At 69.2% G+C, this 12,535-nt stretch carries 14 protein-coding genes and 1 pseudogene; 10 read left to right on the forward strand and 5 right to left on the reverse strand.

Translation table 11 applies throughout. The annotated features are described in order from the left end of the window. The coding region (locus OP18_RS49540; RefSeq protein WP_033367604.1) for a rhodanese-like domain-containing protein at positions 1–638 on the forward strand (638 nt) is incomplete at its 5' end. Between the two features lie 990 nt (positions 639–1,628). Here the strand turns inward: OP18_RS49540 and OP18_RS49545 are convergent. Continuing rightward, the gene (locus OP18_RS49545) at positions 1,629–3,272 is read right to left on the reverse strand and encodes a S8 family serine peptidase (protein WP_063745799.1); all 1,644 of its coding nucleotides are present in this window, start codon (positions 3,270–3,272) and stop codon (positions 1,629–1,631) included. Positions 3,273–3,754: 482 nt separating this feature from the next. Between OP18_RS49545 and gsmA the strand changes: the two genes are divergently transcribed. From gsmA to OP18_RS58405, 3 genes and pseudogenes are all read left to right on the forward strand, one after another. After that, complete coding sequence (gene gsmA / locus OP18_RS62255) at positions 3,755–4,576, forward strand: sporangiospore maturation cell wall hydrolase GsmA (protein ID WP_279327261.1); 822 nt, start codon at positions 3,755–3,757, stop codon at positions 4,574–4,576. A 17-nt stretch (positions 4,577–4,593) separates the two neighbouring features. Next, positions 4,594–4,765, forward strand: a pseudogene (locus OP18_RS61590) (IS5 family transposase); the annotation flags it as partial. Between the two features lie 525 nt (positions 4,766–5,290). Beyond that, on the forward strand, positions 5,291–5,446 hold the full coding sequence (locus OP18_RS58405) for a hypothetical protein (protein ID WP_156090347.1): 156 nt from the start codon (positions 5,291–5,293) through the stop codon (positions 5,444–5,446). 85 nt (positions 5,447–5,531) lie between these two features. Here OP18_RS58405 and OP18_RS58410 read toward each other — a convergent pair whose 3' ends face one another. After that, positions 5,532–6,368, reverse strand: a complete 837-nt coding sequence (locus OP18_RS58410) for a hypothetical protein (protein WP_156090348.1) — start codon at positions 6,366–6,368, stop codon at positions 5,532–5,534. A gap of 137 nt (positions 6,369–6,505) precedes the next feature. Then, entirely contained in the window at positions 6,506–6,841 is a 336-nt protein-coding gene (locus OP18_RS58980) for a MarR family winged helix-turn-helix transcriptional regulator (protein WP_052388543.1), read from the reverse strand. 251 nt (positions 6,842–7,092) lie between these two features. Here OP18_RS58980 and OP18_RS58985 point away from each other — a divergent pair, with 251 nt between their 5' ends. After that, positions 7,093–7,371 (forward strand): DUF3040 domain-containing protein, encoded by a 279-nt coding sequence (locus tag OP18_RS58985; protein WP_033367610.1) that lies wholly within the window; start codon positions 7,093–7,095, stop codon positions 7,369–7,371. A 14-nt stretch (positions 7,372–7,385) separates the two neighbouring features. On the opposite strand, the gene OP18_RS49570 is transcribed toward OP18_RS58985, so the two are convergent. Continuing rightward, complete coding sequence (locus OP18_RS49570; RefSeq protein ID WP_245635804.1) at positions 7,386–7,889, reverse strand: response regulator; 504 nt, start codon at positions 7,887–7,889, stop codon at positions 7,386–7,388. Between the two features lie 277 nt (positions 7,890–8,166). Here OP18_RS49570 and OP18_RS49575 point away from each other — a divergent pair, with 277 nt between their 5' ends. The 4 genes from OP18_RS49575 (at position 8,167) to OP18_RS49585 (ending at position 10,275) form a co-directional block, all read left to right on the forward strand. Beyond that, entirely contained in the window at positions 8,167–8,586 is a 420-nt protein-coding gene (locus OP18_RS49575) for a nitroreductase family deazaflavin-dependent oxidoreductase (protein WP_081971815.1), read from the forward strand. A gap of 83 nt (positions 8,587–8,669) precedes the next feature. Then, entirely contained in the window at positions 8,670–9,317 is a 648-nt protein-coding gene (locus OP18_RS62810; protein WP_369335526.1) for an STAS domain-containing protein, read from the forward strand. Then, the gene (locus OP18_RS49580; protein ID WP_033367613.1) at positions 9,221–9,649 is read left to right on the forward strand and encodes an STAS domain-containing protein; all 429 of its coding nucleotides are present in this window, start codon (positions 9,221–9,223) and stop codon (positions 9,647–9,649) included. The genes OP18_RS62810 and OP18_RS49580 overlap by 97 nt, the downstream gene beginning before the upstream one ends. Beyond that, a complete protein-coding gene (locus OP18_RS49585) occupies positions 9,646–10,275 on the forward strand; it encodes an STAS domain-containing protein (protein ID WP_156090350.1) in 630 nt (209 codons plus the stop codon). The genes OP18_RS49580 and OP18_RS49585 overlap by 4 nt, the downstream gene beginning before the upstream one ends. 14 nt (positions 10,276–10,289) lie before the next feature. Here the strand turns inward: OP18_RS49585 and OP18_RS62815 are convergent, their stop codons facing one another. Further along, on the reverse strand, positions 10,290–11,663 hold the full coding sequence (locus OP18_RS62815) for an SMP-30/gluconolactonase/LRE family protein (RefSeq protein WP_389254792.1): 1,374 nt from the start codon (positions 11,661–11,663) through the stop codon (positions 10,290–10,292). A gap of 563 nt (positions 11,664–12,226) precedes the next feature. Here OP18_RS62815 and OP18_RS49595 point away from each other — a divergent pair. Then, positions 12,227–12,535 (forward strand): endo-1,4-beta-xylanase (locus OP18_RS49595; protein WP_425388709.1); only part of this gene is annotated, 309 nt, incomplete at its 3' end.

Here is a 12,535-nt window from a genome sequence, read left to right on the forward strand (position 1 = left end):
CCGTGGCCGTCACCGGCTGGAACGAGAAACGGCTCCGCGCTGCCGGCCGCCCTTACCAGGCGGTCCACACCCATCCCGCCTCCCACGCCGGCTACTACCCGGGCGCCGAGCCGATGTCGCTCAAGCTGCTGTTCGACCCCGGCGACCGGCGGATTCTCGGCGCCCAGGCCGTCGGCGGTGCCGGCGTGGACAAGCGCATCGACGTCCTGGCCACCGCGATGCGTGCCGGCCTGACCGCCGGCGAGCTCGCCGACCTCGAACTCGCCTACGCCCCCGCGTTCGGCTCGGCCAAGGACCCCGTCAACATGCTCGGCTACATCGCCGACAACCTGATCACCGATGCCCAACGCACCGTCCAGTGGCATGAGCTTGACGCCGCCGTCACCGCCGGCGCCACCCTGATCGACGTCCGCACCGAGGCCGAACACGCCGCCGGCCACATCCCAGACTCCCTCAACCTGCCCCTCGACACGCTCCGCGCGCGCCTGGACGAGCTTCCGGACGGCGACCTCGTCGTCTACTGCCAGGTCGGCCAGCGCGGCCACACCGCCACCGTCCTGCTGACCGGCCTCGGCCGCCGGGCGGCCAACCTCGACGGCGGCTACCGCACCTGGCACGCAGCCACCATCGACGGATAGGCGTCCGGCCTTGCCGCTGGCCTGCCTGCCTGACGCTGTGCATCGTGAACAGCGAACACGCATCCGTATGCCGCGTCGGTGCAGCGTGACCCGTGAGATCAGCACACCGCCGGGCAACGTACCGCCGGAACGGCCCACCGTCGCGGCTCCTCGGCCGGATCACGGTCAGCACCAGGAAGCCCCGCGGGCGGCGCGAACAACGTCGCCTCGTTGCGGAACCAGTGCTCGACTTCCCCTAATCATGGTCGACCAGCAGAGTCCGTGCAGCGGTTGAAGCCGCGCCCCGGGCCATTTGCGGTTGCGGCGCGACCGCCGAGCCGTCATGACGGCGGAACCGGTCAGCGCCACGACGGTCGCGGCCACCACCAGCGGCCTGGGTGCCGACCCACGCATTAACAACACCACCACGACGGTGTGCACCATCGCGCAGCCGGCCTGCTCGTTCACTGCGGCTGGCGCTGCGACGCCGAGCACGGCACAGACGTCACGGGCACCGTCAGCCGCGCGCGCCACGGACAGGACCGCATCGCGTGCTTCGACGCTGGTGACGGTGCCCTGAAGATCATCGGGTTGTCGCCGGGCCGGTTCGGCGTGCCCGGCGGTTTGTATCCGCGGGTCATCGGCGGGGTCGCCGCCGGCGACGCGATCTGGAGCGTACGGTTCTGCGTCCCGGGCACCAAGGGGTTCGACGGCAGAGGGCATCGCCGCGCGGGTCGGCGCGCATCGACGAGGTCCGGGACCCGTGGCACGATTGACCCCTGGGGCGACCGGAACCGCCGGGCGTGCCACCCGAGCACGGCCGGAGGCGGGTGGCGGTGCGTGACCGCGCCGGACGAAAGGCATGCTGTCAGGATCAGCGGCCGCCGGCGCGGGCTGGGTGTCCGGAGGCGAGTGGTGACGCGGACATGGCGGGCGTTGGTGTGGTCCTCCGCCATGTCCGCGTCTGCGCTGCCTGAGGTCGACTCCGAATGCCGGAGCCGTGCCGGTGCTCTACAGGGTGATCGTCCAACTGTCGACGTAGCCGACGTAGCCGCGGGTGGTGTCACGGACCCGGAGCTTCCATCCGCCGTTGCGGTTGGCCCGGGACATATTGGTGTAGAACACGGCGTGGACGCCGGAGCCCTTGTCGCGGCGGTTCGCGGCCTTGAGCCGTCGCTTCGTGCCGTTCGGGGCGATGAGCTCGATGGTCAGGTCACCGCGGCGGGCGTGCTGGATGTGGACCTCGACGCGGGTGCGGGCGGATGCCTTGCCGGCGCAGCCACCGACCCAGACGGCGTTCTGAACGGTTGAGCGGTCACGGATGGGCAGGTCGTTGCCGTTGGTCTTCTGCCAGCACGGGACTGGTGGCACATACGGGGCGACGTACGGCGCCGGGGCCGGGGCGGCGACCGGGGCGGGCGCACTGACCGGTACGGCTACGGCCGATTGCGCGATGTGCAGCAGCCGGTTCGGCGTTGCGGTGCCAGGGCCGGTGATCTTGCCGGTGATGGCGTTCGCGGTCAGCTGGTGTTGGATCTGCGCAGGAGTTGCCGTCGGCTGGTCGGCGAGGACGAGCGCGGCCGCGCCGGTCACGTGCGGTGCCGCCATCGACGTGCCGCTCATCATGGCAGTGCCCGCGTCGCTGCTGCTGGATGCGGAGGTGATCGCGACACCGGGTGCGAAGAGGTCCACGCAGGCGCCGTAGTTGGAGAACGAGGCCCGCCGGTCGGCGCTGTCGCTGGCCGCGACGGTGATCGCCTCGCCGGCACGGGCCGGTGAGACGGTGCAGGCGTTGGTGTTGCTGTTGCCGGCGGCGACGACGTACGTGAGCCCGCTGGCGATCGAGGCACGGACGGCTTGGTCGAGCACGTCGCTGCCGCTGCCGCCGAGGCTCATGTTGACCACCGCGGGTTTGGTGGCGTGTGCGGTGATCCAGTCGATGCCGGCGATGATCTGGGAGTAGCTGCCGCTGCCGGTGCAGTCCAGTACCCGGACTCCGACGAGGTTGACGCGTTTGGCGACGCCGTACGTGGAGCCGCCGATGGTGCCGGCGACGTGTGTGCCGTGACCGTTGCAGTCCTGGGCGGTGGTGTCGTTGTCGATGAAGTCGTATCCGGACCGGGCCCGCCCGCCGAACTGGGTGTGGGTGGTGCGGATGCCGGTGTCCAGCACGTAGGCGGTCACGTTCGCCGCCGTCGCCGGGTAGCTGTAGGCGCCGGACAGCGGCAGTGCGGGCTGGTCGATGCGGTCCAATCCCCACGGTGCGTGGCCCTGCACCTCGCTCACCGCGACGGCGCGGTCCTGCTGGACGTAGGCGACGGCCGGGTTGGCGGCGAGTCGCCGGGCCCGGGCCTCGGTGATCCGGACCGAGAAGCCTTTGACGGTGCGACTGAAAGCCTTGTCGGGTTTCCCACCGAACCGCTTGGCGAGACGATCCGCTGTGGCGGCGATACGGGCCGCGTCGGCGGTGTCGGCGGGGTTGTCGCGCAGTACGACGATGTACCGGTCCTTCAGGGCGCCAGCGCCGCCGGTGCCACGGATCGCGCCGTCGGCGTACGCCGGTGCGGCCTGCAGACTGCCGAGCAGAACGGCCACGACGCCGGCGGCACCCGTCGCTGTCCAACGGCGGGCCGCAGTGCGGGTGCGCTGCTGCATGAACATCCTCCTCACGCGGTAGTGCGACACCGCGAGCGCGCCGGTGCGCCGCCGCGGCGAAACGCCATCGACGGCGGGTGACCTTCCGTGGTCACCATGCGCAAGCTCCACCATGGGTTGCGGTGGCTGCGTCCTGATATGCCGTGCGGGTGCAACCACGTTGCACCGTGCGATACTGGCTGGTTCCCGCCGCCACGTCCCGTGCTGCTCGAATGCCGTTTCCGAGGCCACGTGCACAGCGGTGCAGCCGGCGACTCGAGCGCAGAAGCAGCTCGGCGCTCATCGGTGCAGTGATCGGGCGGGCCGAGCATCGGCGGTGGTGGTGGCTACCGGGTCGCAACGGTGCGGAGACGGCGTCCGCAACTGCTGCTGCGGACCTTGGGGAGGTCCATTGCCCCGGCCCGAAAGCTTGCCGACTCATGTTGCACGTCATAACAAAGCTTGTTCTTGCTCCCGCACTTGCTCTGACGGTGACCGGCGCTGTGCTTGCTGTCGAGGTGGCGCCCGCCGAGGCTGCTGTCGCCACGGTTCGGGTCAGCGGCAAACTGAACGTCCGCAGCGCACCGACGGGCTATTCCTCACTCACCCGGTACATGCGCAACAACCAGAAGATCACCGTGACCTGCCGGGTCACCGGCCAGTACGTGCGCGGCAAGGTGCGCCGCACCGCGCAGTGGGACCGCACGATGCTCGGCGACTGGGTCTCGCACGCCTATGTGGCAGGCAACCCGCGGCTGCCGGTCTGCGCGCCCCCGCCGCCCCCGCCCCAACCGGCGCCGCCGCCGGTCGTCGCCGCGCCTGTCGCCGTGCCGATGGGGCCGATCGCGAAGCTCACCCCAGTGCAGTTCCTGGCCAAATACGGCCCTTCGGCGCAGCAGAGTCAGCGGGACACCGGCGTGCCGGCGTCCGTCACCCTGGCCCAGGCGATCCTGGAATCGGGGTGGGGCAGCAGCGGACTCACCGCACAGCACAACAACTTCTTCGGCATGAAGTGCTTCAACAACAACCCCGGATCGTACGCCAGCGGTTGCGCCTCATGGGCGACCACCGAATGCGCCGCCGGGGTGTGCTACCCGACGACCGCGTCGTTCCGCACCTATCCCGGTGCGGCTGAGTCGTTCCGCGACCACGGCATGGCACTGAAGACCCTGGCGAGATACGCCCCGGCCTTTCAGTACACGAACAACCCGAACCAGTTCGCCGCAGCCGTCCACAAAGGCGGATACGCCACCGACCCGCTGTACACCGACAAGCTCGTCGGCATCATGATCAAATACAATCTGTACCAGTACGACGTCGCCTGATAACCGCTCGGACCTGTGGCCGTAAGGCGTTGTCGCTGTTGCTGACTGCTGGGCGTCGTGGTGACAGCCCGCAGTTCGTGCCGGTGCTGGAACGGATCCGAGTGCCCGGCCTCGGTCCTGGCCGGCCGCGGACCCGCCTGCCCGGACCGGGTCCTGGCCGACAAGGCGTACGCGGGCAAAGACAACCGGGCCTAGCGGTACCTCCCGCCGAGGGTCGGGGTCTGCATGCTCACCTCCTGATCGGCGCCGTAAGCACCGGGACGCGACTCACCGCTTCGGTACCCACGCTGTCAGCGGTTCGTGCGGAAGCCGACGAATTGACATGCGACTGTCACAGGGCGCTCCGCGGCGCCGTACTGCTTGCTGTACCGCCGGCGCACGCCCGTGCCATGGGCGAGGAGCTGGCGTCCAGGGCCACAGGGCCGTTCCGTCCGCAAGTCCGATCATGTCCGATCCACGGTCCGCCGCCGGGGTGACAGTCGCTGCACTTTCCATGTATGCATGCAACGATTGCTGTGTGCCGACAACCGTATCGACTGCGTCGTTGCGGCGTAGCGGCCGGAGGTCGACTCCGTCAGGGACAAGCTGCCGTCCTGGGACCAGGAGTGCCTGATCGAGCCGGCTGCGCGGATGCGCGACGGCGAATTCGAGCCTGCTGCCGGGCCCGGCAGCCGTCGCCCTGTCGCGGAACATCAGTGTCGCTGTGGAGCGGCGGTGACGGCCGCTGCGCTGGCAGCGGTGGTGCTGACCGTCGGAGTGTGGGTGTGGCTGGGCTGGTTCGTGGGTCTCCTGCTGACGCTCAAGGCCGTCGCCGCTGTCGTGCTGCTGGGCGGTGACGGCGACGCTGACGAGGAGCCGTCGGCGATCTGAGCCGGCGGCCTCCGGGTGCCGGTTGGATGCGATGCCCGTGGGGCAGTCCTGGTGAACACCGGCGACATGTGCGCCGACCGTCACGTTACGTTCGGCCGCTGCCGGACGACGTAACGGCGCCGACGTCACCTCCGGCGACCGAGGTCGCGGTGCGCTGCAGGCATCTCGGGCAACGGTGCGGTCCGGCCGCGCGCGGATCTCCGACCCAGCCGTACCGGCTGAACTGCTGCCAGGCCAGCTCCCAACTGCGCAGATGCGCGCGCAGCAGGCCGGCGATCAATCCGCAGTCGTCGCAGACGAGGCTGAAGTCGCTGCCGTCCGGCGCGTCCGACATCGTCATGTCCGGTCTTCCTCCGTGCGCTCGCGCCGACCCTGTCGACGCAGATCGGTGAACCGCCACCATGCTGCTCGTGCGGCATGGCGGCGATTCCACGGAAATGTGACGGTTCGACGACAACCGGCGGCTCGTGCCTCGTCCCACCGTCCAACTGCGCCGGGTCGGTGTGCCGGGTGCCGGCCCTGCGTCCGGCACCGGGCACCCGGCACACGCTGTGCGCCGCGGTACGTGCCGGCGAGATAGTGGGCGACCACGTCGTAGTAGTGGGGTCGGCCGAAGCCTTTCGGGGCCGTAGTCCGGCGAGTCGTGCAGCTGTGACTCGGTCCGGTCCAGCCGGACGACGCCGGTCGCGCAGTCCACGCCTTCGACGGTGCCGCCCGGCAGCATCATCCTGCGGCCGGGAATCCATGCGCCGTTGTCCACCACCAGGCAGGTGGTGCCGAGCTGGGCGCTGTCCTCGGCGACCGTGCCGATCGTGCGTTCGGTGGCGCGGACTTCGAAGCCGGCCAGGTGCTGTGTTCCGGTGGTCACGGCGGTTGCGATGCCGGTCCGCCAATGCCATACGTCATAAGGGTTTTTGAACACGGGTGTTGCTCCTCCCAGCGTTTGACGAAGTCGCGGACAGGCTCCGTCCGGCGCCACCGGTTGCGGCCGGGGTATCTGGGCCCGCCCGCTCCCTGCGCGAAGGCCTCGAGACCACCGTGCGTTCTGCGTGTGGAGCGTCATGTCAGGTCCTTGCCGGCTTCGGTCAGGCAGAGCCAGACCGGTCGGCGGTCGTCCTCCCGGTGAAACCGCCGGATCAGGTGCCGCCGGGTCAGCCGGTCACACATCCTGGTCACGGTCGACGGCGCGATATTGAGCTGTCGGGCCAGGTCGACGCTGCGCTGAGGGCCACTGGAAGCCAGGATCACGAGAGTCCGGTACTGCTGCAACGTCACGTCGGCATCGAGCTGGCTGAGGTTTCGGGCCGCGAGTGCGACCATCGCCCGGCTGACCGACAACAGCGCGTCAACGAGCCCATCGTCGGGCGTGTCCGGGGAAGCGGGAGTCCGTGGCACCAGACAATAGTGGCATGGCTGCAACTGTCCGGTGAGCCATGCCCTACGCGCCGGACCTCGACGTGACCTGACGACACCAGATTGTATATATGCAAATATTGTATGGTGCTGAGCATGGTGACGGTTGCCGCTTCGACATCCCGACGCTTCTCCTGCGCGTCGGTGACCGATCAGGGTCCCAGCGTGCAGCGGTACGACGCCCACCCGGTCGGTGGGCGGTGAGCGGATCATGGCGCCCCGAGGAGCGGGCCGTGCTCGCCGAGATCGAGCGGCGCATCGAGGCCGACGATCCGCGGTTCACCGCCGGGTTCGTCAGTCTACGACCCTGTCCGCCGCGTGAGTACCGGAGCCGGACGCGCCGGCGGGCCGCTGTCTGGGCCGGGTGCATCGCGGTCGTGTCCGGAGTCGGGCTCGTCATGTGGCTCTGGCTGGGATGGTTCGTGGCCGCCATGTTCGGCCTGGAGTCCGTGGTGATGGGCGTGTTGATGGCGCTCGACCGGAATCCTGACCCTGAGGCTTCCGCGATCTGAACGCTGCGGCCGTGTCAGGGACGCAGCGGTGGGTCGTCGCGGTCCACGACGATCGACAACCGTGGCACGCCACGGATCATCCAGATCAACTGGGCGAAGTCGACCGGCTTGCGGAAGAATTGCTCGGCGGGCAGGCCGAAGTCCCGCAGCATCTGCTCCTCGACGGCGGATGCCGTCAGGACGACGACGTGCAGGTGTGCCAGTCGCGGGTCGTTGACCACCCAGTCGAGTACGACCCGGCCGTCGATGCCGGGCAGGTTCAGATCCAGCAGCAGCACGTCCGGCGTCGGTGCGTCGTGGTACGCACCGCGACGAGCCAGGTAGTCGAGCGCCTGCCGGCCATCGCCGATCACCATCACCTGGTTGCGAAGGCGGTGCTCGCGGAACTCGTCGAGCGTGTATGCGACGTCGCCGGGATCGTCCTCGACCAGCAGGATCTGGGCCAGCGGCAGCGGCGTGCCCGGATGCATCGGGTCGTCGACGTCCTTGCCTATCGCATCCCACGTCACGAGTGCCACTCCCTCGGCTGGGCAGCATGCTGCAGTCGCCGACCAGACTTCCCGGCACACCCTGAACCCTGGCATGCCAGGGCCAAACCATTGTACTGACACAACCGTCCCCACCAGGCGGCGTCGCCGGCCGGCCGGCACCCCGACGCTGTACGCCTACCGGCATCCCGCGATAGAGTCGACCAATAGTTGCATGTGCACAATCATTGGTGCTGATCGTGCGGCGTAGGAGGCTGATCCCGTGACCCGGCGTATCCCGCGACGCCTTGCACGGGCCCCCATCCCGATGTATCGACACGGTCTCGGCTGGCTGCTCGGACCTCGACTGGCGATGATCGAACACCGGGGCCGGCGCAGCGGGCAGCCCCGGCACGTCGTCCTCGAGGTGCTCGAGCGGGACGCCGGCACACTCGTCGTCGTCTCCGGCTACGGGCGCACATCCCAATGGTTTCGCAACATCGAGGTGCATCCGGACGTGCGGATCTGGACCGGACGCTGGCGAGGCGTGCCCGGCCGAGCGGAGATCCTGTCCGCCGGGGACAGCCATGACCAGCTCGAGCGGTACCGCGACCGTCACCCGCGCGCCGCGGCGAACCTCGGCCGGAGCCTGGCCATGCCCGACCTGACCAACGCCGGTCCGCTCGCGCCCGACGTCGGCCTCCGGCTCCCGGTGGTGCGCATCCGGTACCCCGAGGAGCCACCGTGACGGCACGTCCGCCGGGGTACGGCAGCCGTCCTTCGGACACGTACCGGATCCAGTGACGAAGCCACATGCGGCGGGGCACCGTCATGGAACCGTCACACGGCCGCCGAATCCTCTCCACATGGACGGCGCAGGGTGATGCACGTATCGGACACCCGCCGGGAGGCGCCGTGACAACACCCATCGTGCCCTACATCGAGGTTGTCATCACCGGCCCGTTGAACGCATCGACGCTGCGCCGATGGCGTCGACTGCTCGACGAGGCCGTGGCGGCCGGACCGGCGCATCTCGTCGTCGACTTCGCCGGCTGCGCCGAGCTCGACCAGACAGGTACCGCGCTGCTCGCCGGCGTGCACGAACGGATGTGGGCGACCGGGGGGGCGACTGACGCTCCGGGGCATGAATCCCCGGCTGAACCAGGTCCCGCCTGCGGCGCCAACACCGGTTGGTTACCGACCGAAGCACCTGGGACGCCAGTCCGGGCCGGTAGCTCCGATCTCCTCGACCGTGCGGCGGTACGAGCCCGCCGGCACGGTGCAGGATCGCAGAACGATCCCGACGGCGTGATGCGTCGTCGACGGCCCGCCGTCCGTACGGCCGACGTACGACATGAACTGACACCCGTTGGAGGAGCCGCATGCGGCCTGCCACGCCGACCACAACGGACGCCATCGTCGAGATCGTCGTCACCGACACGCTGGACGAGAACTCGGTACGCCGCAACCACAGATTGATCGAGAACATGGTCGAGATGCGGCCGGCGCACTGCATCATCGATCTGACCGCGTGCCGGACGGTCGACCAGTCCGGTGCCGCCTTCCTCGTCGACGTGCACCGCACCATCGGTGCCGGCGGCGGGCAGTTGACACTGCGCGGGCTGTCGATGCATCTGTACCAGCTGCTGCAGCCGGCGCGGATGGAGGAGATTCTCCAGACCGCGGCCCGGCCGTCCGGATACCGGCCGCGGCACCGCATGCTGCGACCACGGTCCAGACAGCTGATCAATGAGCGACAGAGTGAGGATCTTCGCTGGTGGCGGGCACCCGCGACGGACGGTGCGCGATGAGCGCCGTACTGAGCCTCGACGGCACCGACTTCAGCCTCGCCTGCGACGAGTGCGGACACCTGATCCCCAATCTTGCCGGGACGATGCGCGACTGGAATGTCGCGTGGAGCCTGTTCACACAGGACGGTTGGCACGGGGCGCCTCGCGCTGTCGGGCCACACGCCTGCGGTCGGTGCGTGGTGTCGCCCCGGCCTTCCGGCACGATCGGCCAGACGCTTTATTCCTCGGTCGGACGGCTCCGACGGACGGACGCCGCACGGCGGGTAACCCTCCAGGTGCTGTCCGACGTGACCGTTGTGCATCTCAAGGGCGGGCTCGGCCTGCTGGACAACACCGCCCTGCATGACCTGCTCGAGGCTGAGCCCTCGCCTGGCAGGCACCTGCTGTTCGAGCTGAGCCTGCTACCGGTCGTCGACTCCGCGACGCTCGAGATCCTCGTGCAGGCTCGTGACCGGACGCTCGCCAATGATCGGCGCACGTGTGTCGTCAGCGCGTCCGGCTCCGTCGTGCGCGCGTTGCGACTGCTCTGCCTCGATCAGGTCCTGCCGAACTTCGTCGACCAGATCGCGGCCCTGGACTGGCTGCGGTGCCATGGGGCCGGCGGCCTGTCCCACCCGGCTGATTGAGCGACCGACTGGCATCAGTACGGGTTGCCGGGGAGGTTGAGGCGCACGCTCAAGATGCCGAAGCCCGCCGACGCGGTGCCGGAGGTGATGAACAGGGTCTTGCCGTCGGGGCCGCCGAACGCCGCGTTGGTGGTGCTGCGGCCGACGGTGATGACGCCCAGCTGCTGGCCGCCCGGGGTGTACACGTGGACGGTGCCCTCGGAGTTCGACGCCCAGTACAGGTTGCCGGCGCAGTCGATCGTCACGCCGTCCGGGCCGTTCAGCGACGTGAAGACGCCGCGGGTGCCGATGCTGCCGTCGGTGCCGATCGGGTACTTGTAGATCTGGTTGGTGCCCATGGCGGCGACGTACAGCGTCCGACCGTCCGGGGACAGGGCGATGCCGTTGGGCTGCCGGAGGCTGCCGTCGACCAGCTCGACCTGACCGTTGCGCACCCGGAACACGCCGGTCATGCCGCCCATCGCGTCGGGGCGGTTGCCCCGCTGGTAGGTCGGGTCGGTGAAGTAGACCGTGCCGTCGGCGGCGAGGGTGAGGTCGTTGGGGGAGTTGAAGAGCCGGCCGTTGTAGGCGCTCGCGACCGTGGTGCGGGAGCGGTCCGCCAGGCTGAAGGCGGAGACGCTGCGCTGGTCGTGGGTCGCCGCGACGACCCGTGTGCCGTCGCGGGTGACGGCCAGGCCGTTGCTGCCCGCGTCGGGGATGAACGGCTCGAAGGTGGCGGTCTGCGGGGTGTACCGCCAGATCGTCGACGGCTGCACGCCCTGCGACCCGGTCGGGCTCTGCATGTCGGAGAAGAGCAGGTAGCCGGGGTTGGCGACCCAGGTCGGTCCCTCGGTGAAGGCGAAGCCGCCGCGCACGAGGGTCGCGGTCATCGACGATGCCGGCAGCGGGTTGACCGACGACGGGCACCCCGACGGCGTGGACGGCGTCACCGGCGGGCTGGACGAAGGGCTGGACGAGGGTGTGGTTGACCCGGGCGAGGTCCACTGCTGGTCGGTGCCACCGCCGCACGCCCACAGCACGACGCCCGAGGCGTTCGCGGTCAGGCACAGCCCGGACTGCACGCCGGTGATGGTGCCGTCGGCGTTGGCGGTCCACTGCTGGTTGGTCTGGCCGTTGCAGTCCCAGATGACCACCGCGGTGCCGTTGGTGGTGCCGCGCCCGTAGGCGTCCAGGCACTTGTTGCCGTACACCGTCAGCTGCCGGCCGGACGTGTACGTCCACCGCTGGTTGGTGCCGCCGGTGCAGGTCCACAGCTGCACCCGGGCGCCGTTGGTCGTGGCGGCGCCGCTGACGTCCAGGCACCGGCCCGACTGGACCCCGACGATCGGCGTGCTCTGTCCCGGCACGATGGTCGCGGCCTGCGCGGGGGCCCGGGTTGCCAGGACCACGCCGGCGAGGACGAGGGCCGCGGCCAGGCCGCCGGCTGTGGCAGCCGCTCGCGTGCGACCGTTGCGTCCCGTGTACGAGCCGGCCATGGCACCCCTCAGTGTCGATGATCGTCGATTGACGAATTGTGATTCGACGATGCCGGGACCGTCAACTTTTTCGAAACCGATCGCCATGCTGAATCGTCCTGCAAAAAAGTGTTATGCGTCCGCGGTCCGCCGAGTCGCGACTGAAATTTTCGATCGTCCGGCGGCTCCGTGTCCCTTTCCTGAACCCGCTCTGAACTGCTGTGATGCATTATCATGGTCGTTTTTCGAAACAGTCTTGCGTTGGCTGACTTGAATGTTGTGATGTGTTCTGGAATCCTCGCGGTCCGAAGTGCGAACGTTCCGCCAGGCGCTCGCTGATGGGCCGGCCGCCCCGGTGTGCCAAGGTCACGCCCGGTTGTGGATGTTAGCGCTAACGCGATGCATTGATTACCGGAAGTAAGGAGACCGAGGTGGCTGGAGAACCTTCCGCCCGTCGTGGCGGGACCCGGCGCAGACGATCGACCATCATCAGAGCGTTGAGCGCGGGTGTGGTCGCGGTCGTCGCGGTGGGCGTGGCGGCGGTGATGATGCCGTCGGCCGACGCGGCCGCCAGCACCCTGGGTGCGGCGGCGGCGCAGTCGGGCCGCTATTTCGGCACCGCGATCGCCGCGGGCCGGTTGGGTGACTCGACGTACTCGACGATCGCCGGTCGTGAGTTCAACATGATCACGGCCGAGAACGAGATGAAGCCCGACGCGACCGAGCCGCAGCGCGGTCAGTTCACACCCTGGCCTGGCACGCCCAGCAGCCGTCCTGGTGGGGCGGCATCAGTGGCAGCACGCTGC

The organism is Dactylosporangium aurantiacum, assembly GCF_000716715.1.
Taxonomy (GTDB): domain Bacteria; phylum Actinomycetota; class Actinomycetes; order Mycobacteriales; family Micromonosporaceae; genus Dactylosporangium; species Dactylosporangium aurantiacum.

Bases quoted from the DNA above. Each gene is read 5' to 3' on its own strand.
- OP18_RS49575 (WP_081971815.1), top strand. From the start codon at position 8,167: ATGTATCGACACGGTCTCGGCTGGCTGCTCGGACCTCGACTGGCGATG.
- OP18_RS49580 (WP_033367613.1), top strand. From the start codon at position 9,221: ATGCGGCCTGCCACGCCGACCACAACGGACGCCATCGTCGAGATCGTC.
- OP18_RS49585 (WP_156090350.1), top strand. From the start codon at position 9,646: ATGAGCGCCGTACTGAGCCTCGACGGCACCGACTTCAGCCTCGCCTGC.
- OP18_RS62810 (WP_369335526.1), top strand. From the start codon at position 8,670: ATGGAACCGTCACACGGCCGCCGAATCCTCTCCACATGGACGGCGCAG.
- OP18_RS49545 (WP_063745799.1), bottom strand. From the start codon at position 3,272: ATGCAGCAGCGCACCCGCACTGCGGCCCGCCGTTGGACAGCGACGGGT.